Genomic DNA, 19,559 nt, shown 5'->3' with positions numbered 1-19,559 from the left:
TCAGTCACCTTTGGTGGGTTTGGTACTTGCACGCTTGCGGGCGGGCGGTTTTTTGTCGGTTGAGGTGTCTTGAGGGGCGGGATCTTCCTGAGAAGCGCCTTTGACCTCTTCGCTCAGCTCACCATTCGACTCAGAGGGCGTTTCGGGGGCTGGTGGCTGGCCAGAGCCATCTCCATCAACCGGCGGCTCTTCTGGTGGGGTTGGGTTCGGTTCTTCGGGGGGTACAGGCTCTTCGGGCACTGACACCTGCAGATGGTGAAGCTGTAAGCGCTGCACCATGCTATTCAGCACAGCCAGATGGCCTTCGCCGTCCAGCGGGATCAGTTGCTCGGGAGAATCTTCACCAGAGACCACCACGACAGCCGGAAAACCGGTGCATTCGATGCGATAGCGGCAGCTGGTGGGGTTGATAACGCGAGCCAGAAGTTTCTTGTTCATACAGGCCTCCAAACTGGCGGGCGGCATGGTTGCCGCCCGCTATGGGTTACTCGGAAGCCTGTTCTTCTGCCTGCTTGGCCTGTGCCTCGACAGCCTTGGATTCGGCAGCCGGGATCAGGGTCAGCATGGTGAAGTATTCTTCGCCCGCATCGGGGTGAACATCGCAATAAGACAGCTCCCACAGGGTATTGCGGTCGCGCATATTGGATTGGGTGCCATGGCTGTACATGGTTGCCGGGATAGCGTCACCAGTCACAATGCCTGCTTCGGTGTGGTTCTCGCCGCGGGCATAGCACATGCAATCCCACTCGCCCAGTTTGGTCTCGGGGTCACCCTTGATGACTTCGATCTCGGTCGGGACTTCAAACACTTTGACGCCGAACAGGGTGCCGACATAGTGGATGCGGGGTACCTGACGGTAGTTGTCAGCCAGGATGAAGTGCGGTGCGCCCAGGGACTTGAACACTGCGGTAGCGCTCTTGCCTGCGAACATGCCGACCAGACCGGAGACTTTGGTGCGCTCCATCAGGTCGTTGGAGATCATGGTCAGCTTCTTGCCCAGCAGCTCGTAATGCTCTTTGAAATACTGAGCACCCGGCACGGTCAGATCGAAGGTTTCACGCGCTTGGTGAGCCTTGATCATCTCTTTCAGGTTCTTGAGGTCTTTCTCATATGCCAGGTAGTTGCGCATATGGCTCATCTGCATGGAGCGCAGATCCAGACCGTATTCACGCTGCATAGTCCAGAAGGCCTGGATGGTGTGTTCGGCAGCAATTACCGCTTCGTGCGGGCGCAGCTTCACAGAGGTGATCTTGTGAGTGATGGTCGGGATCAGCTCGGGCGCTTGCTCAATGTCTACGTCATAGACCAGGTAGAGCTTGACGCCAGCCGGCAGCGGGGCGGAGGTGGTCAGGGTCACCTTGCCGTTCGGGTAGTCAATGTCAGCACTCAGATTGATCTCAGAGTTATTGATTTTGACCACGCCGAACATGCGACCTTCTTCTTCCAGCTCAACAGCGCCGCGGCGGCGGTTCACCAGGATCTTGACGGAGTGACGCTTGAACGGAACCTTGATAGCGGCGCCATCGGTGGCAGAGTTGTAGACGAAAGAGGTTTTCTCGCCATCCGGTACCTGACCAGCTGCAAACGGGTAGGTCTGGTTCATCTGGCTGTACTGGCCGTGGGCGAAGATGCCCAGCTCGTCACCCTTTTCGTAGTCACCGAAGGTAGAACCGGCGTGACGGCGGATACGGAAGATTTCGGTTTCGTTGGCAGCACCCGGGATATGGGTTACAGCGTCAGAGGTGGCGGCCGCCAGCAGAACCGGCAGGATCAGGCCAGCCTGACGGGCGCGGATTTCCACACCTTGGGAGGTGGTCAGAGACTTCTGCACGGACTCCAGCATCGGAGTTTCAGCGCCAACAGACTCAAACATGGTGATGTTGCGCAGGGATTGGGCAGCAGAGCTCAGCAGAGCATCGCTCGGCATGGCGCCGTAGGTCTCGGCGTACTCTTGAATTGCGCTGGCCCATGCACAAGCAACGCCACCGGCGTGCTCACCGAGGGATTCAAACATCGGGCTTGCGGTGGCGGCCGCTGCAATAGCAGTCATGCGGGTTTCCAGATCGGCAGAGCTGCCAAGCTGGGTTTGGGAGTTCACGCACACAAGGCGAATAGCACTAGCGTCAGCGTGCTGCTGCTCGATGCGCGCCTGATACTCTTTAGATTTGGACATTATTGTTGGCCCCTAATCGGTTGAATGATTAGGAAGGCAACTCGCAGGTTCGCCTTCCTCGGGGGGCTGGAGTGAAGGCTTGATTAACTTGTTAGGATAATCACTTTAAAGTTTAAAGCATTATCGGGGCGGCTGGTAGCTCTTGGGGTTCTTGTTTTTCGTTGAAGTTGTTAGGATAAGCACGGGAACAACAGGAGACCTCAATAATGCCCCCATCAATGCAACTCTTCGCAGCTGGGTTTGTCCTCTATCAGTGGTTTTTGATTGGCGCCGGTGTATGCCTAGCCCGCTCGAACCAGTTAATGGTAAAGTACCAGGGAAAGCATCCATCCAAGCCGTACCAATTTTTGCTGGTCATCAAGGAAGTCATGCTTTGGCCACGCCTCATCCTCTCCAAGAAGTAATCTCTTATTCATAAACATTATGAATTACAGACCTCATAAACGGTTATCCGGCACTCAGCGCATCGCGCTTTTCGTCCTGCATTGCATCGAGAGCAGGGGGAGGTTCGAGCCAGTCCCGAGCGCCCGCCTTCGAGATGTAGTCAATCGCTGGAGAGCGGATAACAACAAAGACCCCGTTGCGTACTCCAACTTCCATGTCAGCTGCATGGGGCTGGTGGATAAAGGGCTGCTCGCTCGCAGCGAACTGGCCATCGGCATCCAGATTGCCTACCAGCTCACCGAGACCGGCCGGAGCAAGGCGGCCGAAGTTGCCGAGAGCATGACCACCAGCTAAGAGAAGGCCCGGCGATTGCCGGGCCTTTTGCTATTCAAAGCTGTGCAGAATATCTGACACCTCTGGCGGCGATACCGCATCAATCACGGCCCCCAAACAGGGGTTGTTGAACATCGACACCAGGATGGTGGATTGCACCGCCTCAGTGAAAGACTTATCCAGAGCTGCCCACATCGACTGAGCCTCGCCCACCAGCGAGTTGATCCCCGCCGTTGCTTGCCCAATGCTGGCCATAGTGGCGCCGACCGCCGCCATCGCCTCATCGAGGGCGGCTTTCAGTGGCCCTGGTAAGCTGGATGAGTTGAGGTCTAGCGCCTCATCGATCACATCCTTGAGTTGTGCCAGCGGGCCGCCAAGCTGCCCCATCAGCGCATTCAGGGCGTCTGTTTGCCCCTCGCTGGTCAGCACCGAGAAAGCAGCCCCCAGGGCGCCACATCCCTCAGGCACATCCCCCATCTTCTGTGCGACACCGGCGGCCGCATTCATCATGGCCATGTTGCCCGTCACGTTCTCCATGCGCTGACTGATAGCCGAGCTCAGCCCCTCACTGGAGCTGATAGTGCCGCCCATCATCCCCTTGTATTCGTCCAGCTTGGCCACGGCCGCCTTGATCTCGCTCGGGATGATAACGGGCAGGCCACCAGCAGGGGGGATTCCCTCGTCTGGTAGTTGCATCAGCTGCTCAATCTGCCCCTGCAGATCGGTAGCCTTGGAGATGGCAGCCGCGGCCTTGTTACCGGCAGAACTGGAGAAACCGCTCGAGGACTGCAGGGCGCGATAGACCGCTTGGGCCTTTGGTGATTCAAGCAAGATAGAACCCTCTTGTATGGGGCAGCCGGGGGAGTGATTGGGGTCGGCGTACCTTAGAGCGCGAACAGGCGCATTACCGCATCGAGGGTAATGGCTGGTGGAGGCGCGTTTTCCAGCTTTAGCAGCAAGATCAGCAGGTCTCGTATCACGAAGTTGTAGACGAACACCCCGCCAAGACCCCAGAGCGCTATCTCCTTGGCCTTTTGCGGGATAACTGGTGTACTTGCCGCACCGGCGGCGCTTGAAATGGCTGACAGCGATTCAGGGCGCTCCAGCACCTTGTCTGTCAGCGCTACCCACTTCACCAGATCGTCCCCATCGAGCGCCTTTGCTCCGGCCAACTCCATGGCTGCCATCATCTCTGCCCGTTTGTTGCCCCCTGGTTGGGCGCTATTCCCCTCTTTTGACTCCATGCTTACCCCGCAATGTTGAATGACTCATCTCCGGTGACGATTGTTGAGCCGCACGACACCGAACTACCGATCAGGCAAGCGGGCTTTCCATTGATGAAGAAAGACCCTTCCCCGATACCCACCCCGCTATGGGGTGAGCTTTTGGGCTTGGTGTGAAAGTCCCACACCATCCCGTCTGCATGGGCAGGGACACCATTGATCAGAAAGCTGGCGTCACCCTCTACCGCTTTGCGCGGCGGGTAGCCGTCATGCCCTGAGCAGATGGAGTCCTCTGTTGCGATACCTGCCATGTCTTGTCTTACCCCTTCTTCCAGTTGAAGGACGAGCCGCCCATCTCCACGCCACCCTTACCGAACAGGGCGAGCTTGCCCTTGGCCTTGAGGCTTATGTCTCCATCGCTCTCCAGAGCCGCATTGCCCTTGACGATGATCGTCAGCTTGCCGTCCCCCTCCACCAGCGCATCCCCCTTGCTGGAGAGGAATGTCTCAGCCTCGCCGTGCAGCACGAACTGACCATCTTTGTTGACCTCCACTGCAGAGCCAGACGCCTTGTGTGTGAGCCGGAATCCACCTTTCCTCATCGCCTCGAACAGTGTCCCGTAGAGGGAGAAAACAGGGTTTTCATAGTAGCCAGGCTCCTCGGTGGCGGGCTGCTTGTCGGTTCGCTTGTGCTGGTATGACTCAGAGCCACCGAATGCCTCATGCGGCATGTTGAGCACGCCCTCTGGGGCATATAGGCACCCGCCGGTAATGACCGGCGCTCGGGAGTCACCCGCCTCAAACACGACCCAGACCAGATCGCCCACCTCGAGCGGGATCGCCGCCCCGTTGTTTTTGCGCGTCCCCAGGGCGAGCTCCGGCTCTGCCCATGGCAACGCCTCGGCGGGCCAGTCATCCCACAGGAAGAGGAGGCGCACTTGCACCTTGTAGTGCCCCTCAGGGTGATCCACGTTCTCAACTTTGGCGCGATACCGGCCGTATAGTTTGTCGCTCACTTTCTTGGTACCCCCAGAGACGCGATACAGCTGTAGGCATGGCCTACGGTTCGGTGAGTCACACTGATGAATGTCTGGCTGGCCGGTACCGACTCATCAAGAACAGACTCAGTGGACTGGCGATTCAGGCGCACACCAACCGTCATTCCGGCGGCGTAGCGGGCATTGCCGAACAGGGTGGCATCGAGGCAGGGATCGATGCGCCAGACACCCTCATTGAGCGATCGCGGGGTAGCAGCGGGCAGCATGACGCGGGGTGATCCGGCATTCTGGCCACCAGCTATCACGCCCCCGACCGTATCCCAGGTGGCATAGTGCCGCTTTGCCGCTCGGTCGCCGGCGGCGGAGCTGTAGATCGGCTTGTATGACTGGATCGGGAACTTGGATTGGTACCCGTCATACTCGAGCGTGATCGGATCTTCCTTGTCGGCTCGGCTCAGCAGCTCAGAGAAGGGGATACAGTACACCACGCCTCGGGCGACCCAGATTGCGTGACCGGTATCGGCAGATAGGCGGCGCAGCATGGCCGATACGGTGGCGCCCACTTGAACGTGGTAGCTCACTCGGTCAGTGCTGGTGGCCCCCTCGATGGTGTAGCCAGGGAAAACGGCCTGCAGCAAGGCCTTGATGGTCACCCCCACAAACACCCGCGGCGCGGGCTCTGGTTGCTTGACGGCGAACACCCCAGACTCCATTGCCTCAACGACCAGGTGATCACCGCTCGGGGCGGCAGAGACGACCGTAAAGGAGCTGGCAAAGTAGTCGTCACCGCCGCTGTAGGTGTGGCCAAAGCGAGCATCGATCACCGCTCCCTCCACCAGCCCGTAATCGTCAGCCAGGGTGCTATCGGTATCGGACAGGTTCAGAATCAGCTGGGGGCCATCCATGGAGCAGAACTCGCTGTAAGCGCCATCCGAGATGTTGTTGATCGGGATCTCTTGGCCGTTGGTAGTGAGGCGCTGGAAGAATTGATATATCGGGCGGGCCATGGCTTATCCCTCCATGCCAAACATTGGCCTTGGCTCCAGAAGCCGGTACCGGCGGATTTGGGCGTCAAGGCCTGCCGCCTCATGCACTTCGGCAACGACCTCTATGGCTGCTGACAGGCAGACAAGGCGCGCATCCTCGAGCGGCTGGGGCTGCCAATCAAGGGTTTTGGTCATCACATCGGCCGAGGCATCAATGGCGGTATCCAGCAGCACCGTTTCAAAGGCGAAGCCGGTTACATGGTGGCGCAGCATGGCGGAGAAGTAGCGGCGCATCCAGTCAGCGGTATGGCGATCCCAGCCCACCACGAACACCTGATAGGTCAGCGTCTCATGGAACAGGTTGATGCACGCAGAAGGGCGGCCATCATCCCCCTGCAGCTGCCCAAGATTGCGCATCGGGGCGTAGATAGAGCCATCAGTTACCGAACTGGCCAAGTCCCGAGAAAAGAACACCACCGGAAGGGCCGCAGTGTTGCCGTCAGCGGCGGGATCTCCCTTGGCCAGCAGGTCTTTCATAAACTTGGTCGGGTCGCCATGGCTGCAGTAGAGCACCCGGGAGGCGGGCGGGCGGGCTAAGAACTGGCGAAGAGCTCCATGCCGTTGGTCATTACCAGGGCGCATCCCGATCACCAGCGCAGAGATCAGGTTACCGAACCCCACATCGACCGCCAGACAGTCATCAACGCTATGGGAGCCATTGCGGGTTGATACCACCTCCTCCCAGCTGATCAGCGCATCTTCACTCATCGTTGTTTTCCCCCATAGCCACCTTGGCGGCCTCTAGTTTGGCTTGAGTCAGGTCACCGCAGGGTACGCAGGTATGCAAGGCGCCAACGGCAGCAGAGCCCACTGCACGCACGTTTTGCACATACCAGAACACCGAGCGCACATCGCCGGTGGCGGTCTCCTCCTTCCACTCAAGGATTGAACCCTCAGGGGCCAGCACACAGGACAGGAGCACGGTCAGAATGCCGCTATCGCCCATCCCCATGGCATCGCCATCCCACATCGACATAAAGCCGTCATCATCGAGCGGGGCCACCAGCGCGGCCACCAGCTCTGGCTCTTGCTCATAGCTGATCGTGGCCTGCTGCATATCCCCCATGCCGAACATGGCGCCGGTCATGGCCGCTTGTGTCTCTTCACGGTTCGGCCGGTAGAGCAGGGCATCAAAGTTGTCTTGGCTCTGCCGGATCAGGCGCTCCCAGTCGCGCCGTACCAGGTCATTGAATGGCTGGTGGCCTTGGGAACGGGCCCGCTTCAATGCGGGCTTCTCGGTCTCTGTTGTCACTTAATCAACTCCTGCAGGGTGGAGGGGGTGATCCCTTTCTGTTTGGCAAACGCCTCCATGGCCTTGTTGGCGTCCATACCGGCGACCTTGAACGCATCGGTGAAGGCCTGCAGCTGCATCTTGAGGTTATCCCTCATCATCTGCTGGGCCTGCCTACGCAGCGCCTCATTCGCCTTTTGCTCCTCGCGCAGCTTGGCCTTGGTGTCCTGGTGCTTCTTGCGGGTTTTGAGGAGCTGGTCGCGCATCTTCTCGAGCTTTTCATCACCTCGAGAGACCCGCTTTGCCACATTGGCGGCATTCTTCCGGTACTTGTCCCACGCCGCTCGAGCCGCGTCCGTATCAATGCTCTTGGACTTGTTGCGAGCGAGCGCCTTGGCATCGGGGCCGGTGTAGACCGTTGTGCGCTTCACATCCCCGTAGCCGGTTCGGCGCGCCTGAGCGGCCATCTCATAACTGAGGCGCTTGTACCAGGTCGGGCTCTGCATCATTCGCGCTGCCAGCAGCACATGCTTACAGGCCAAGCCGGAGAGGTTCGGGTTGGTGATCTTGGGGTATGAGAACTCTTTGGGCGGGGAGAGGCAGTAATTCCCCAGGGTGGCCATGTAGCGGTACCGATACTGGTGGTCGCCACAGCTGCAGTTGATGGACAGGCGGCCCGCGCAGGCCTGCTTGGTGGCCTTCTGGTAGCCGGAATCCAGCCCATTTGCATCAGCCATCAGCTGATCCCACTCCTCCAGCCGCACCTCTACGCGGTGGTGCTGGTGGACTGACACATGGGAGGCCTTGACCTTGATCGTCAGCACGTTGGCTTTCACTGCAAGCAGCTGGGCGGAGTTTACCTCTCGGCCATCCCCAGAGCGGTTACTGGCGCGGTCTATCCTGGTATCTGCAGAACGGGCCACCAGCTCGAGGTAAGTGATCCCCTGCTGACCGCCGCGGCGCTTGCGGTACTGCTTGCGCAGCTTGTCGAACCGTTTGAGGTCATCGACTGTAAACTCGGTGCCGTCCGGTTTCTTGCCAAGGCGCACCAGGTCTTGAACCGACTTTCGGGACAGCTGCCCTGGGCGGAGTGTTCGCTTGCCGTCTTGGCGGCGCTTGTTGTTGAGGCGCGTTATCTCCTTGAACACCTGGATAAAGGCTTTCTCTGACAGGCCAGCCGTCTGAAAGCGACCGGCCTCATCCTGAATAAAGCTCGCCTTCTTTGGCATCAGATCCCCCCGTCATCAAGGAAGTGCCGGATCTTCTCTCTCACCCATGCGCTCGAGGGGAGGCGAATGGAGGTACCAACCGGCAGGGGATCTGCTTCATCATCGACACCGACCACCAGCTTAACTACCCATCGGAGCTCGGCGGTACCGTATGCCCGGTGGGCCAGCAGGTCGGCGCGGTATTCTTCATCCGGGCGGATCTCGTAGGTGATCACATCCGTCTCGGCATGGTCACGCACCATGGCCAGAACGGCGGCATAGAGGTACGACCGCAGAATGTCATCGGTGATCAGCATGTCAGATAGGCGGGATAGGCGGGCCATTACAGGGTCTCCCCTGACTGTGCCGCAGCTGGGAATTTGCTTTGCTGCAGCCGGTCATACCCGACCGTGGCCGCCAAGAACCCGTTACCGGCTTTGGGCTTGCTAGATCCCGCATCCATGGCAGCGAACATGCGGCGCAGGTAATCCGCCTGCATTGGCCCCTGACACATCGCACCGTAGATCAGGAGCATCATTACCCGCGTGCCGTCCTTGATGTTGGCCCAATCCACCTCGTACACCGTCTTACCCATGTCATTGAGCTTGATGTTGATCACTGAGTCAGAGATCCGGTATGCGGAGTTGTCGCCGCCGGGGTACTGAATGCCGTTCACAGAGGTTAGGGCGCGGTACCGCTCGAGGGCGATAGAGACCAGGGGGCGGCTATCTGCCGGGGCTATCGAGTCCAGGCGCAACTGGTAGCCGCAGTCACGCAGCAGGCCGGTAGGATCTTCGGTGTAAATGGTTACGTCCCGACCCGCCTTGGCAAGCCTGGTGCGCAGCTTGGCAATCGACTCTCGCAGCTTAGGGATGGACGCGGGGAGCTGGGTCAGCTCGATGATATGGAGGGCATTCTGAGTGAGTGAACCCATCAGCATGACGGGCTGCTTTGTGGCCAAGCTGATCGCCACAACGTTAATGGTGTTGGTATCGGCCATAAAATCCCCAAAAAAAATGGCGACCATTGCTGGCCGCCTAATAGAAACCTGAGAAGAAGCATCACTGCCATCACAGGAAACAGCGGCGCTGCACCCCAAACGGCCTGAGGAACCGAAAAGGATGCACCCCGTTGTTACCTTCCTCAGTTTGTTGCGGGCCCGATGCACTGCAGTGGGAACGGGAGAAACATCAGGAGATAGGCCCGCAACCGGAAAGACTCTGAGTAGAACCTTTGCGGTTGCCCCCTCGTTAGAGGGGACGGCATTCAAAGAGCGGAGCTTTGCCTTAACCGTGTGTCGCTGGTGGCTAACACGTAGACGATTCTACGAGAGCCGATCAGCCGACACAATAACCGGAACAGGGCCATTTGTTAGGAAGATACCCCCGCACGTTCCCAGACGGCCTGCACCAGCGCCTCCTCGGTACCGAACAGGCGGCGCCATGCACCAGGGCCACCAAGAGAGCCCTTAGCATGGCGGGGGATCATGTCGGGGTACTGCTGGAGCACTTCGGGCGGTACCGGTGTGTCATGGTGGCCAGCGCACAGGGGCAGAACATACTTGTGGCACTCCGGCGCCGTGCGCCCTTTCGTGTGGTGCAAAGAGATAACGGGGTTGTATCGCCCCATCATTTCGCAGCAGATGCACGGCAACTGGCCGATTGCGTCCATCACCCGGCGCTCATCGGCGGTCGGGGTTCGCCCTGGCATACCCTTGGCCCGCTTCTTGGGGCTGCTGGTGGCCTTCTTGGGCTTCTTCGGGGCGCACTGTCGGCGCTGCTGGGCCTCGGCCTGCTTCACCTTCTGGCGCTCTTGGTACTCTGGGGAGGCCACCAGCTCACGGCGCCGCTGGATAGCCCTATCGGCCGCTGCTTTCTGCTTCTCGCGCTGCTTTGCCTGATAGGTCGGGTCAGCCAGCTTGGCCCGCTGACGCTCTCTGGCGCGCTCCTGTTGAGCTCTCACTTTATCAAATGGGTTTGCGTCTGTTGTTCGCATCGCTTACCATGTCCCTGCTTCTTGATTTGGCGTTACAGCCGATCAATTCAATGGCCCCTCCTCGGAGGGGCTTTTTGATGCCTGTTATTCGGCGGTTTCTACCTCTTTTTTCGGCTCCTCTGCCTCCACCTCGGCCGGTTCGGCCTCTTCTTCCGTGGCCTTCTTCGGCTCATCAACGGCATTCACTTCCGGTACCGACTCTGCATCTGCAGGGAAGGGGGCCATGGGAGAGTTGGCGGGCTGCTTGGCTTCCGCTTGCATGGAGGCCACCAGCTGGGCCATCTCATTCATGGTGGCATTTGCCATATGCTGCTGGGCTACGTCCTGCAGGTGACCAATCAGAGAGAAGGCTTGGCCTTGGTCGGCCGCCTGACCAATCATCTGGCGAGCCATGATCACGCTCAGGGAGTCGTTACCGATAGAGAGGCTGTTGAGTGCCTGCATGACGGCGCCAACTTGCTGCTGGAGCACCTGCGGATCGCCTTGGCTCATGTTGAGAACCTGGCTAATCAGAACCACCAGCGCATCAGCCGAACCGACCAGCACCGGGTTGGCGCCGGACTCTTGGCACTCCAGCACGCGGGAGTTGATACAGTGTTTGAGGTAGTTGTTGGCCATGTTGATGCGCAATGCTTCTTCCGCTGTCAGTTGCGGCGCGGCCTGCTCCTGTACCTGCTCTTGGCCTTCGACTTTCTGCTCGGTGATATTGCTCTGCTCTTGGGTGTTGTTCACGCTACTACCTTTCTTGTTTACGGCCTGAGACCTTGGGTTAGTGGGTTGTGGGTTTTGCCTGTTCGGCGGGATCTTTCATCTCGGAGATGAACTTGGATTCAACATCAAGCAGGCTGCCATGCTCGGTTTCAGTGGCATCCATGGCACTGGCGATCATCAGCAGCAGCTCTTGAGGCGTCACGTTGCGGGCCAGCAGCTCGCTGAACGTAGAGGACATGGCATCCATACCGGCGGCCATAATCTTGGCGGTCTCAGGTAGGCGCTCTCCATCCGGGCGGGCTGCAAGGCACTGGTCGATAAACTGCTTTGCCTCGGCGCTGCAGTCCATGCTGTCCATCGTCACCTCAATAAATTCGGTCATGCGTTAACACCTGTTTTCACAATTACGCGGCCTGTTGGGCTGCTTTCTACTACCGCTGCATGGCGAGAGCCACGCATCCACCATTGCAGCTGACACTGGCGCTGGCGCTTAACTTTCGTGTAGCCCTCTTTCACCAGGTAGGCCGTGGCCAGCGCCATGGAGTCGAGCACTACCTTGTCAGTGACGGCGATCATTCGGTCTCTCCAGCCTTGGCCGGAAGAGGTTGCCCGCCAATATCGGCGGGCTGTGGCTTGTGCTGGTCATCCCCAGGGTAAGCGTGAGACCAGGCACAGCTCGGGGCGGCGCCCAGCATCGTCTTGTAGGCAGCCACGAACAGGGGCAGCATCAGGCTGGGGATGAACCACGCATTGCAAGACGCCACCATTTCAGGGGTTGGCTCTTCCGGTACCAGCCGCCACCCTTCCGGCACTGGAGCTCGAGGAGCCTTGTTGCTATCGCTCATTCGCCCCCCTGCATGAAACGGGTCTCTCCGTTGTCGGCATCAAGGAAGCCATGGCACATGTAGCCAGCAGAGGCCCGATAGGGCTTGCAGGGGCGCTTGGCCCGAGCTGCCGCGTGCTGGTGGCCGCAAGAGAAGGCGAATGGGTGCTGTGAGTAGTCGGCGTAGTAGAGATCCCGCCCGTTCTCGAACTCCCGTACCCCAGCAGCAAAGGCGCTCAGGAAGTCGGAGCGAGCCTCCAGGCGAACAGTGGCGCAATCGCCCACGGCCGCCGGCTGAACGTCCATCACCCGAACAAAGCCCATCCTCTCCAGCTTGGAGAGGGCGGAGCAGGGGGAGACGCCGGTATAGGCATCCTGATCGGGATCGTAGGCCACGCTCAGGAACGGGGATTCGCCAAACTCCATCATGGAGACGATCACACTCAGCATTCCGCTGGATACGCTCACAGGCCGCCCTCCAGTTGCATCGGCTCAGCACAGAGCTGGCGAACCAGCGCCTCAAAACAGCTGCCCTTGGCCAGCGCGCCATCGTGCAGGGCGATCACCTGCATCGGCTCGCCACCAGCTGCGAACTTGGCAGACCTGAATGCGGGATCGTCCTGAGAGGCGGCCAAAATGACCATGCAGGGGTTGCTGTTGCCAGAACCCTGATACTGGACGGTGCCACGGTAGATGTGAGCATCGCCATTCTCGCTGGCTACGCGCCTCATATCCGGGTTGCTGATAACGGCCTGAGAGATGGTTTTCATCAGCCCAGCCTTGTCGGTGGCCACCAGCACGCACACCTTGATAGCTGACCCGCTCAACTTGGCGCGGATCATTGAGGGAACCAGTGACGCGGGGAACCGGCGCGGGGAGTTATCCACGGCGGCGGTACCCAGGCTGAACGGGTGGGAATTTGCTTCTTGATTTTGCACGTTGCATACCTTCTTTCATGCCAGCGATGAACCTATCGACAAGCTCAAAGTGCGGTTCTAGCTGGGCGTGAGCCCTCAGAAATACCGCCTCAGTTGCGCTTGCCACAAAGGCTATCGCCGTACCATCGGAGCGCATCGGAAAGGCGATAGCCGCCTCCTGCACCTCGGCGCCATCCACCAGCCACGCCGCAATAACAACGGGGTGACCAGCGGCATTGCGGGCCGCCGTGAGCTGGATTAAGCGGCCTTTCACCATCTGACTGCGCTGTATCATCATAATATACCAAACGGGTGATCTGTTAGGATAATGGATTCACAAGACATAACGCGCACCATTAACCCCGAGACACATCACCGGCTGCCACCAGGGGAGGGGAGTCATAGCACCCGACCGGCCAGAAACCACCGGATCGTGGTCACGGCGCTGGCAGATGGCTGGCAGACACCGCGCTCCCATTTACTGTAAGTATCCCGATCCACTCCCAGCCTCATGGCCATTACGCCAACCGGAATATCCAGCGCCTCTCGGGCCGCTCGGATGTTGGCGGGGGTTATGTCTCGGGTACTCAACTCTACCGTCCTGCAGGCCTGCAGGCGCTCGACTATCTCTGCCGTAGTCACAGCCACTCCGCACCCTTCATGCTGTATACCGCTTGAGGCGAACCGGCCGCCGGTTCGATCTCCACCCATTGACCAGGGAACAGCTCGCCCTTGTCCGCATCCTTCTGCAGGCGCTCGAGGGCGGATTGGGCATTTGCCTTTGCCTTTTCCTCGACCCCCGCCTCATCAAAGGCAAAGAAGGTAAAGGTGTCTGAGTGCTGCAGCCGGGTACCGTCTCCAGCAGTGGCAACAATGCTCAGCACGTTACCGCCGACCGGTCGGCCATCAGCGCCCCATCTACTCCGCATAAAGCGGCTCTCTATGGTTAGCTTCATGTCACCTCCTGTATACGCCGCCAAGGCGTATCGACTCGCACATAATACGCCGTGGAGGCGCACTTTCAAGAAATTTATCAGAAATATGTTTCTGGTTCTATTTGGCGTAACGCGCTATAAATACGCTTATCCACAACTTCTGTGGGCGGCCCTGTTAGCAACTCGGTATAGTATTCCGGCCGCCTTTTCACTCTGGAGCGTTAACCATGATCTTCTCAAGCATCCCCCTCGAGCAGGCCTGCACCCTTCCCCCAGCTGAGCTGGTGGACGCCGTTATCAATGGCGTGCCGGTAAACCCTGCCAGCCCACCAGCCCGCGACCTGTCGAACGAGCGCCGAACCCAGCAGGAGCTTATGCTCTGGTGGCGTCAGCCCTACCTGACATGGAACCCCAGAGCTGGGGAGTGGGAGATCCGCTGCCTGGATGGCGGCGCACACGACCGGCCGACCTTCAACGGCTCCCATCCCGAACTGGCGAAGGCCATCGAGGCGGCCAACGCGCCAACCCGAAACTATGCCCTGCATGAGCGATACATCATCGCCACCTCAATGGCCGCCCTGAACATCATGGAGTGACCGGCGTTTACAGCTGGGGCGCCAGTCGCATAACATGAAATATATTTCGCCATTTCGATATTGAAGGTAGTAGGAATGACCACAAAGACCACCACCAAGCCAGCCCCCATGCCAGCCATGATGACCAAGGAGGAGATCAAAGCCCTGCTCAAGAAGAAGGGCTGGACGCAGCGCGCCCTGGCTGACCGCTGGGAGCTGACAGAGCGCCGGATCGGCCAGATGATTTCTGACCCTAACCGCCCTGGTTACTATGATGACGCGCTGCGCGGCCTGCCCTATGCTAACGGCGTAGAGTAGAAATATATTTCCACTTTACGCTTGATAACCAGAAATATGTTTCTTATATTATCTCTCATCAGGGGGCGCCGCCCCTTCCTTTGGAGAGATTCGCCATGACTAACCAGACCCAAACCACCAACCAGCTCCCGACCACTTGGGCCGCCATCTGCGCCCTGAAAAGCGATCTGTTTGCCGAAGCCAAGCAGGATGCGGCCAACAACTGGGACTTGCGGGTTATTCGCAGCCGCGGCGCCGTGCTGGTGGCCGAAGATGCGGAAGGTAAAACCCTGCTGGCCACCGGCGAAAGCTGGGATATGCCAAAGACCCTGAAAGACTTCAAGGCCGCGCTGGAGACTATCAAGGGCCGGTTCCCGACTGCTGCCCGGGTGCTGATCTGCATCGGCTGCGATGGCGCCGAATCCGTCAGAGCAATGAATGATGGCGACTACACCCCTTGGGCGGGTGAGGCAACAGGGCTGGTCTATGAGTATCCCCAGCAGGAACAGGAGCAGCAGGCGGCCAGCGCGAGCAAGGCGGCCAATGGAGAGCTGGTGAAGCTGCTCGATGACCTGTCCAGCAGCCGTAACGCCTTGAATGAGAGGCTTGCACAGTGGGAACGGCTCACTCGCTCCGCCCTGGTCGGTGAGCAGTGGATCATCTGCACCCCGGACGCTCTGGCCGCCTACAAGCTGGTGACCGTAAAGGCGCTTGGCAATGGAATGTCTGAGTTTTCGAGCGAGTTTTGCAGCCTCCAGAACGCGCCGCTCTACTCACAGAAGCGGGGTAAAGAGGTGCTGGCCCGCCAGCAGGAGCTCAGAGCGGATCAAGAGCTGGTGCTGATGCACATACGGGAAGCAATCACCAAGCGTCTGGCGAGCATAGATAGTGTCGAGGCCGCGGTAAGGGCGGGCATGGCGGCATAGCCATTACATCGCCCCGGCCACCAGTCGGGGCAGAACAGAATCACCAGAATCAAGAGGTGTTACCTTGATATCACGCAACATCAAAAGCCAATTCATATCGCAGCAGTCGATCCCCCTCACTCAGTTGGCAGCTGATGGCGCTCCTGGGGACTACGGCCTCTATAAGCTGGCCCATGTCGATGACCTATCAGATGCGCTGGTAAGGCAGAAGTTCTCTTCCGGCGTTAAGGCTGTTTTTTCAAAGTATGGGAAGCCGTGTGTTATCCAAAGGGCGTTGCTTGTTACAGATATTGATGACGAGAGCCCTGCCACCAGCAAGATGATGATGGTGACAGTTGGGAAGGTGGGGGAATAAACGCAATGCACAACCAGCTCCCGACCGGGATCTCCTTTCAGGCCTCAAAAGGCCTATGGCAGGCACAGTACAAAAGCCAAAGGATCGTATACAGCACGGCCCGATACGGCGACACGGCTAAGGAGCTGGCCCATAGAGCGCTTGAGCGCATGATGGCGGGAACCTTTGACCCAGTGACAGACGACCTCCTATTCAAGCACTCATGGCGCATGGAGGACGCCTGCAAGCAGCTGGGGATGACAATAGGCCAGCTCAGGCAATGGATATTGACCGGCACAGTCAACGGGACGGAGATCCGGCCACCCCAGAGGGATGTAAAGGGGGTAGACAGGATCTCCGGCTACGAGCTGATGATGGCGCAAGAACGGCTTGCTGGTGGCCCAGCAGCAACAGAACAAGGAAAAGCATGATGGCAATGACCGCACAAGATCTGGCGCAATCACTCGATAGCCTGCAGCCCCAGGTTGAGGCTGCAATTGAGAGACTAAAGGCGGGCGGGCTGACAGTAGAGGTACCAGAGAAAAAGGCTCTGCCTATCCACCCTACCCACGCCATCCGATTCCGCGATAACTGGGATGGACAGGGGGATATTGTTCACCTCTTCGCATTCAAGGTTGGCGATGTATGGCACGAATGGGAGAGCGGGGAGCCCTTGATTGAGTTTGAGGGCGATGAAGTCTTGGCCGCATGGGAACTCAGTTGAGGGGGCGCGATGGCCATCAACTTTCAGTACCGGTGCGGAATCCTTGAGGCGGCCGACACCACCAGCGACACAGAATGGTGCTGGTTCAAGGGTGACACCGAGATAACCAAGAGTAGGGGCGGCGAACCGGCCGGAACAGTAAGCGCTCCCCCTGGGGCGCCGGTGGCCGAAGTGAAGGCCATCATTCGCAGAGATGCAAAGCAATAGAGGAAAGAGGTAGTGAAAATCCATCCGTGCCCATTTTGCGGCCAACAAGAAGAAATTGAGGTTGTATCACTCGAGCGCCAAGACTTGGCCCTCAATAAACACGGCAAGATTCGGAGATACGCTTATCTGAAAGATGTTGTGCAGTGCGGGGAATGCGGCGCTCGAGGCCCGACAGCCCACAACCACACAAGCGGAGACCTCCCCCTGACCCAGGAGTTTGAGCAGGAGTCACGGAATACCGCCGTGCTACTTTGGAATGCCAGGGCGGCCACCAGCAACAAGGCGTTTGAGCTGGTGGCCGCCATCATAGATTCATCACTGGCTGCCCTCCCGGGAGAGCGCAGCTGACACCATCAAGGGGGCATCAAGCCCCCTTTTCTATTGCCCCCTATTTAACATATTAAAGCCGTTGCGCAGTGATACGGTGCGGCGCCGTAGATGGGCCGCCAATGCTATTCTTATGGAACAGCCCCGTTTCGGGTGGTAGAGTAGGCGTGAATCAAATATGAGCAATCTACTACGGGACTCTATGCCGCAACTTCTCCTAGACGCCAACAAGGTCATTGAAACATTCCATGACCTTGAAGTGACCGCAACCAACGAGGCTATCTATCACGCCTTGGTGGGGCACGTTCACGTTCAGGACATTGCCAGCAAGCTGGGGGTGGCCCTTACTCCTGGGTACCGCCTGATTTGCATTACCACGCGGATCAGCAATGAGAAGTTCGAGATTGCCCTGGTAAACGACCACATAAAGCAGGTTGTCTATTACAACCAGGTGATCATCGTTCACTACAAAGACCTCAAGTGCCGACCGGCCACCCAGCAGCGCGTATGGCGCTCGGCCGACTTCCAGCACAAGCCGGTTCTGCGTGACCTGCCCGCCAAGGTGTTCTTCGACTACATACTGGCGCGCTACGATGTGATCCTGAGCGATAACATTCAGACCGGCGAGGGGATGCACTTCTGGAAGGAGCGCATGTCTGAGGCTCTGTATCGTCAGTTGTACGTCTACCACTATGACGTAATGACGGCCGACCTTAACCAGATCCTCACCCAGCAACAGCTGAATGCCCTGTCCGATACGATATGGGGGAAGGTAGAGGGCCATCACGAATGGCAGCTGGCCATCATCGCCTGCAAGCCGTTGCCATACCCCGTAGAGATCACGGTATAAACAGAAAGGGCGCCGAACTGGCGCCCTTCTTACATCTACCCTAGACCACCCCAACTATCCGGCAATACCGGATAGTTGGGGGCGAGCGCTTTTTAGTCAAATCCGGTGAATTAAGCAAACTCACCGTGAATTACCCTTAACTCACTTGACCTACACCCGCCCAGCTCGGCGCTTGGCCATCGCCCCTTCATGGGCAAATATGTCCCTGCAGTAGCGCATCACCATCACCTCACTCGACCACCGGCCCGCCTTCATGATCTGCAGGGCGTTGTAGCCGTCAGCCGCCAGATCTTGGGCGGCCCCTACCCGGGCTGAGTGACCCGACCACGGCCGCACCCCCAGCTTATCCAGCCCAAGCGCCTTATGTGCCCTGGCAAACACCCGCTCGATCGTCTTGGTTGTGAGAGGAGCGCCCCGCTTCAAGGCCTTGCCGAACCGGCTAACACTCCCCAGCAGCGCTGCATCGCTGTAGGCATCCAGCTCCCGCCCGGCCAGCTCCAGGTACTCAACAATGAGCATCATGCACTGGCGGGACAGGGCCACTTTTTCCGGCTCGCCGCTGTGATTAGTCTTTGTGATAGGGATCGTCAGGATCGCCCCGCCATCCGGCTGCATGGCGATATGCTTGAGCTTGACCCGCGCCAGCTCGGCCTCTCGGAGCATGGTCTCATAGGCCAAGGTCAGCAGGGCCAGATCCCGGCGAGCAGTCAGGCTTGGGCTTTTCCGCCACATGGCCAGCAGCTCATCGAGATGGGTTTCGCGCATGGCGCTTGCCTGGCTAACCCCCTCCTCCTCTTCCTCCACCTTCCGCCGACTGATCGCGGCGGCCGAGTCGGTCACCTGAGAGTCAGCCGCCGGATTTGGGCAACCGGCGGCCCGATGCACGCGCCCGATCGCCCAGAGGTCAACCTTTAAACTATTACGATGAACGGTCACCCCTCTATGTGAGAGATAACGATTAACGGTTTCTGGTTCTGCGGGTAGTGGAATCAGTGAACTGCTATCGCACCACTTAACGAAAAGTGACCAGCTACTCTCTAATTGACGCCATGTGTTTTTCGAGAAGCGGCCGCTAGTGGATTTGAACCGCTCGAGGAACCGGCGCATGGCCTCCTGCACTTCGGGGGAATCTTCCAGGCGAATGCCACGAAGGCGCGCTTGGGCGATCAGTTCGGCCAGCTGGTCTGGCCCCACTCGGTCGAGTTGGAGAGGAATGCTCGAAACCGGCAAGGTGCCGGTGTGAATAGATGGGAGTTGCATATTGTTCGCTTCTTGACGTTGGGGTTACCCGAGGGATTATACATCAATGTCGTATAACTGTAATTATCAGACATTGATGGGCG

Annotated in this window: 30 protein-coding genes; 8 read left to right on the top strand and 22 right to left on the bottom strand. The window is 58.7% G+C overall.

Going from position 1 to position 19,559, the window contains the following annotated elements; genetic code table 11:
• The 21 genes from OKC42_RS18075 to OKC42_RS17975 form a co-directional block, all read right to left on the bottom strand.
• A complete protein-coding gene (locus OKC42_RS18075) occupies window positions 1–438 on the bottom strand; it encodes a hypothetical protein (protein WP_270820480.1) in 438 nt (145 codons plus the stop codon).
• Window positions 439–484: 46 nt separating this feature from the next.
• Window positions 485–2,173, bottom strand: a complete 1,689-nt coding sequence (locus OKC42_RS18070) for a hypothetical protein (protein ID WP_270820479.1) — start codon at window positions 2,171–2,173, stop codon at window positions 485–487.
• 768 nt (window positions 2,174–2,941) lie between these two features.
• Window positions 2,942–3,721 (bottom strand): DUF7217 family protein, encoded by a 780-nt coding sequence (locus OKC42_RS18065; protein WP_270820478.1) that lies wholly within the window; start codon window positions 3,719–3,721, stop codon window positions 2,942–2,944.
• A 53-nt stretch (window positions 3,722–3,774) separates the two neighbouring features.
• On the bottom strand, window positions 3,775–4,080 hold the full coding sequence (locus OKC42_RS18060) for a hypothetical protein (protein ID WP_270820476.1): 306 nt from the start codon (window positions 4,078–4,080) through the stop codon (window positions 3,775–3,777).
• Window positions 4,081–4,136: 56 nt separating this feature from the next.
• Window positions 4,137–4,424: a PAAR domain-containing protein gene (locus OKC42_RS18055; protein WP_270818389.1), complete on the bottom strand. Its 288-nt coding sequence runs from the start codon at window positions 4,422–4,424 to the stop codon at window positions 4,137–4,139.
• Between the two features lie 8 nt (window positions 4,425–4,432).
• Window positions 4,433–5,128, bottom strand: a complete 696-nt coding sequence (locus tag OKC42_RS18050; RefSeq protein WP_270820474.1) for a phage baseplate assembly protein V — start codon at window positions 5,126–5,128, stop codon at window positions 4,433–4,435.
• On the bottom strand, window positions 5,125–6,117 hold the full coding sequence (locus OKC42_RS18045) for a hypothetical protein (RefSeq protein ID WP_270820472.1): 993 nt from the start codon (window positions 6,115–6,117) through the stop codon (window positions 5,125–5,127). The genes OKC42_RS18050 and OKC42_RS18045 overlap by 4 nt, the downstream gene beginning before the upstream one ends.
• 3 nt (window positions 6,118–6,120) lie before the next feature.
• Window positions 6,121–6,864 carry a hypothetical protein gene (locus OKC42_RS18040; RefSeq protein ID WP_270820470.1) on the bottom strand — a complete coding sequence of 248 codons (744 nt, stop codon included), beginning with the start codon at window positions 6,862–6,864 and terminating at the stop codon, window positions 6,121–6,123.
• A complete protein-coding gene (locus OKC42_RS18035; protein ID WP_270818393.1) occupies window positions 6,857–7,408 on the bottom strand; it encodes a hypothetical protein in 552 nt (183 codons plus the stop codon). Before OKC42_RS18035 ends, OKC42_RS18040 begins: the two co-directional genes overlap by 8 nt.
• On the bottom strand, window positions 7,405–8,616 hold the full coding sequence (locus OKC42_RS18030) for a hypothetical protein (RefSeq protein ID WP_270818394.1): 1,212 nt from the start codon (window positions 8,614–8,616) through the stop codon (window positions 7,405–7,407). The genes OKC42_RS18035 and OKC42_RS18030 overlap by 4 nt, the downstream gene beginning before the upstream one ends.
• Window positions 8,616–8,939 carry a baseplate protein gene (locus tag OKC42_RS18025; protein WP_139495176.1) on the bottom strand — a complete coding sequence of 108 codons (324 nt, stop codon included), beginning with the start codon at window positions 8,937–8,939 and terminating at the stop codon, window positions 8,616–8,618. Before OKC42_RS18025 ends, OKC42_RS18030 begins: the two co-directional genes overlap by 1 nt.
• The gene (locus OKC42_RS18020; protein WP_270820469.1) at window positions 8,939–9,622 is read right to left on the bottom strand and encodes a hypothetical protein; all 684 of its coding nucleotides are present in this window, start codon (window positions 9,620–9,622) and stop codon (window positions 8,939–8,941) included. Before OKC42_RS18020 ends, OKC42_RS18025 begins: the two co-directional genes overlap by 1 nt.
• Before the next feature lie 344 nt (window positions 9,623–9,966).
• Entirely contained in the window at window positions 9,967–10,557 is a 591-nt protein-coding gene (locus OKC42_RS18015; protein ID WP_270820468.1) for a Ref family recombination enhancement nuclease, read from the bottom strand.
• A 117-nt stretch (window positions 10,558–10,674) separates the two neighbouring features.
• Entirely contained in the window at window positions 10,675–11,322 is a 648-nt protein-coding gene (locus tag OKC42_RS18010; RefSeq protein ID WP_270820466.1) for a hypothetical protein, read from the bottom strand.
• Window positions 11,323–11,359: 37 nt separating this feature from the next.
• Window positions 11,360–11,683 (bottom strand): hypothetical protein, encoded by a 324-nt coding sequence (locus tag OKC42_RS18005; protein WP_270820465.1) that lies wholly within the window; start codon window positions 11,681–11,683, stop codon window positions 11,360–11,362.
• Entirely contained in the window at window positions 11,680–11,877 is a 198-nt protein-coding gene (locus OKC42_RS18000) for a hypothetical protein (protein WP_270820463.1), read from the bottom strand. The genes OKC42_RS18005 and OKC42_RS18000 overlap by 4 nt, the downstream gene beginning before the upstream one ends.
• Window positions 11,874–12,146, bottom strand: a complete 273-nt coding sequence (locus OKC42_RS17995) for a hypothetical protein (protein WP_270820462.1) — start codon at window positions 12,144–12,146, stop codon at window positions 11,874–11,876. Before OKC42_RS17995 ends, OKC42_RS18000 begins: the two co-directional genes overlap by 4 nt.
• Entirely contained in the window at window positions 12,143–12,592 is a 450-nt protein-coding gene (locus OKC42_RS17990) for a hypothetical protein (protein WP_270818400.1), read from the bottom strand. Before OKC42_RS17990 ends, OKC42_RS17995 begins: the two co-directional genes overlap by 4 nt.
• Window positions 12,589–13,062, bottom strand: coding sequence for a hypothetical protein (locus tag OKC42_RS17985; protein ID WP_270820461.1), 474 nt, complete (start codon window positions 13,060–13,062; stop codon window positions 12,589–12,591). The genes OKC42_RS17990 and OKC42_RS17985 overlap by 4 nt, the downstream gene beginning before the upstream one ends.
• A 378-nt stretch (window positions 13,063–13,440) precedes the next feature.
• Complete coding sequence (locus OKC42_RS17980; RefSeq protein ID WP_270820460.1) at window positions 13,441–13,683, bottom strand: helix-turn-helix domain-containing protein; 243 nt, start codon at window positions 13,681–13,683, stop codon at window positions 13,441–13,443.
• The gene (locus OKC42_RS17975) at window positions 13,680–13,997 is read right to left on the bottom strand and encodes a hypothetical protein (RefSeq protein WP_270820459.1); all 318 of its coding nucleotides are present in this window, start codon (window positions 13,995–13,997) and stop codon (window positions 13,680–13,682) included. Before OKC42_RS17975 ends, OKC42_RS17980 begins: the two co-directional genes overlap by 4 nt.
• 206 nt (window positions 13,998–14,203) lie before the next feature.
• Here OKC42_RS17975 and OKC42_RS17970 point away from each other — a divergent pair, with 206 nt between their 5' ends.
• From OKC42_RS17970 to OKC42_RS17935, 8 genes are all read left to right on the top strand, one after another.
• Window positions 14,204–14,572: a hypothetical protein gene (locus OKC42_RS17970; protein WP_270820458.1), complete on the top strand. Its 369-nt coding sequence runs from the start codon at window positions 14,204–14,206 to the stop codon at window positions 14,570–14,572.
• 75 nt (window positions 14,573–14,647) lie between these two features.
• Window positions 14,648–14,869: a helix-turn-helix domain-containing protein gene (locus tag OKC42_RS17965; RefSeq protein ID WP_153227358.1), complete on the top strand. Its 222-nt coding sequence runs from the start codon at window positions 14,648–14,650 to the stop codon at window positions 14,867–14,869.
• Between the two features lie 95 nt (window positions 14,870–14,964).
• Window positions 14,965–15,774 (top strand): hypothetical protein, encoded by an 810-nt coding sequence (locus OKC42_RS17960; protein WP_270820457.1) that lies wholly within the window; start codon window positions 14,965–14,967, stop codon window positions 15,772–15,774.
• 64 nt (window positions 15,775–15,838) lie between these two features.
• The gene (locus tag OKC42_RS17955; RefSeq protein ID WP_270820456.1) at window positions 15,839–16,129 is read left to right on the top strand and encodes a hypothetical protein; all 291 of its coding nucleotides are present in this window, start codon (window positions 15,839–15,841) and stop codon (window positions 16,127–16,129) included.
• A 5-nt stretch (window positions 16,130–16,134) separates the two neighbouring features.
• Window positions 16,135–16,539 (top strand): hypothetical protein, encoded by a 405-nt coding sequence (locus tag OKC42_RS17950; RefSeq protein ID WP_270820455.1) that lies wholly within the window; start codon window positions 16,135–16,137, stop codon window positions 16,537–16,539.
• On the top strand, window positions 16,536–16,832 hold the full coding sequence (locus OKC42_RS17945) for a hypothetical protein (RefSeq protein WP_270820454.1): 297 nt from the start codon (window positions 16,536–16,538) through the stop codon (window positions 16,830–16,832). The genes OKC42_RS17950 and OKC42_RS17945 overlap by 4 nt, the downstream gene beginning before the upstream one ends.
• A 219-nt stretch (window positions 16,833–17,051) precedes the next feature.
• On the top strand, window positions 17,052–17,387 hold the full coding sequence (locus OKC42_RS17940; protein ID WP_270820453.1) for a Lar family restriction alleviation protein: 336 nt from the start codon (window positions 17,052–17,054) through the stop codon (window positions 17,385–17,387).
• Window positions 17,388–17,568: 181 nt separating this feature from the next.
• A complete protein-coding gene (locus OKC42_RS17935) occupies window positions 17,569–18,216 on the top strand; it encodes a hypothetical protein (protein ID WP_270820452.1) in 648 nt (215 codons plus the stop codon).
• Window positions 18,217–18,366: 150 nt separating this feature from the next.
• On the opposite strand, the gene OKC42_RS17930 is transcribed toward OKC42_RS17935, so the two are convergent.
• On the bottom strand, window positions 18,367–18,981 hold the full coding sequence (locus OKC42_RS17930; protein WP_270820451.1) for a tyrosine-type recombinase/integrase: 615 nt from the start codon (window positions 18,979–18,981) through the stop codon (window positions 18,367–18,369).
• Between the last annotated feature and the right edge of the window lie 578 nt (window positions 18,982–19,559).

The sequence above is a fragment of the Aeromonas sp. Y311-2 genome, assembly GCF_027706025.1.
Taxonomy (GTDB): Bacteria; Pseudomonadota; Gammaproteobacteria; order Enterobacterales; family Aeromonadaceae; genus Aeromonas; species Aeromonas veronii.
The sequence above is the reverse complement of the archived record's forward strand: the minus strand, read 5'-3'. Positions and strand labels throughout refer to the sequence as shown.

Bases quoted from the DNA above. Each gene is read 5' to 3' on its own strand.
- OKC42_RS18075 (WP_270820480.1), bottom strand. From the start codon at position 438: ATGAACAAGAAACTTCTGGCTCGCGTTATCAACCCCACCAGCTGCCGC.
- OKC42_RS18070 (WP_270820479.1), bottom strand. From the start codon at position 2,173: ATGTCCAAATCTAAAGAGTATCAGGCGCGCATCGAGCAGCAGCACGCT.
- OKC42_RS18060 (WP_270820476.1), bottom strand. From the start codon at position 4,080: ATGATGGCAGCCATGGAGTTGGCCGGAGCAAAGGCGCTCGATGGGGAC.
- OKC42_RS18055 (WP_270818389.1), bottom strand. From the start codon at position 4,424: ATGGCAGGTATCGCAACAGAGGACTCCATCTGCTCAGGGCATGACGGC.
- OKC42_RS18045 (WP_270820472.1), bottom strand. From the start codon at position 6,117: ATGGCCCGCCCGATATATCAATTCTTCCAGCGCCTCACTACCAACGGC.
- OKC42_RS18040 (WP_270820470.1), bottom strand. From the start codon at position 6,864: ATGAGTGAAGATGCGCTGATCAGCTGGGAGGAGGTGGTATCAACCCGC.
- OKC42_RS18030 (WP_270818394.1), bottom strand. From the start codon at position 8,616: ATGCCAAAGAAGGCGAGCTTTATTCAGGATGAGGCCGGTCGCTTTCAG.
- OKC42_RS18025 (WP_139495176.1), bottom strand. From the start codon at position 8,939: ATGGCCCGCCTATCCCGCCTATCTGACATGCTGATCACCGATGACATT.
- OKC42_RS18020 (WP_270820469.1), bottom strand. From the start codon at position 9,622: ATGGTCGCCATTTTTTTTGGGGATTTTATGGCCGATACCAACACCATT.
- OKC42_RS18005 (WP_270820465.1), bottom strand. From the start codon at position 11,683: ATGACCGAATTTATTGAGGTGACGATGGACAGCATGGACTGCAGCGCC.
- OKC42_RS18000 (WP_270820463.1), bottom strand. From the start codon at position 11,877: ATGATCGCCGTCACTGACAAGGTAGTGCTCGACTCCATGGCGCTGGCC.
- OKC42_RS17995 (WP_270820462.1), bottom strand. From the start codon at position 12,146: ATGAGCGATAGCAACAAGGCTCCTCGAGCTCCAGTGCCGGAAGGGTGG.
- OKC42_RS17975 (WP_270820459.1), bottom strand. From the start codon at position 13,997: ATGAAGCTAACCATAGAGAGCCGCTTTATGCGGAGTAGATGGGGCGCT.
- OKC42_RS17970 (WP_270820458.1), top strand. From the start codon at position 14,204: ATGATCTTCTCAAGCATCCCCCTCGAGCAGGCCTGCACCCTTCCCCCA.
- OKC42_RS17965 (WP_153227358.1), top strand. From the start codon at position 14,648: ATGACCACAAAGACCACCACCAAGCCAGCCCCCATGCCAGCCATGATG.
- OKC42_RS17960 (WP_270820457.1), top strand. From the start codon at position 14,965: ATGACTAACCAGACCCAAACCACCAACCAGCTCCCGACCACTTGGGCC.
- OKC42_RS17950 (WP_270820455.1), top strand. From the start codon at position 16,135: ATGCACAACCAGCTCCCGACCGGGATCTCCTTTCAGGCCTCAAAAGGC.
- OKC42_RS17945 (WP_270820454.1), top strand. From the start codon at position 16,536: ATGATGGCAATGACCGCACAAGATCTGGCGCAATCACTCGATAGCCTG.
- OKC42_RS17935 (WP_270820452.1), top strand. From the start codon at position 17,569: ATGCCGCAACTTCTCCTAGACGCCAACAAGGTCATTGAAACATTCCAT.
- OKC42_RS17930 (WP_270820451.1), bottom strand. From the start codon at position 18,981: ATGCGCGAAACCCATCTCGATGAGCTGCTGGCCATGTGGCGGAAAAGC.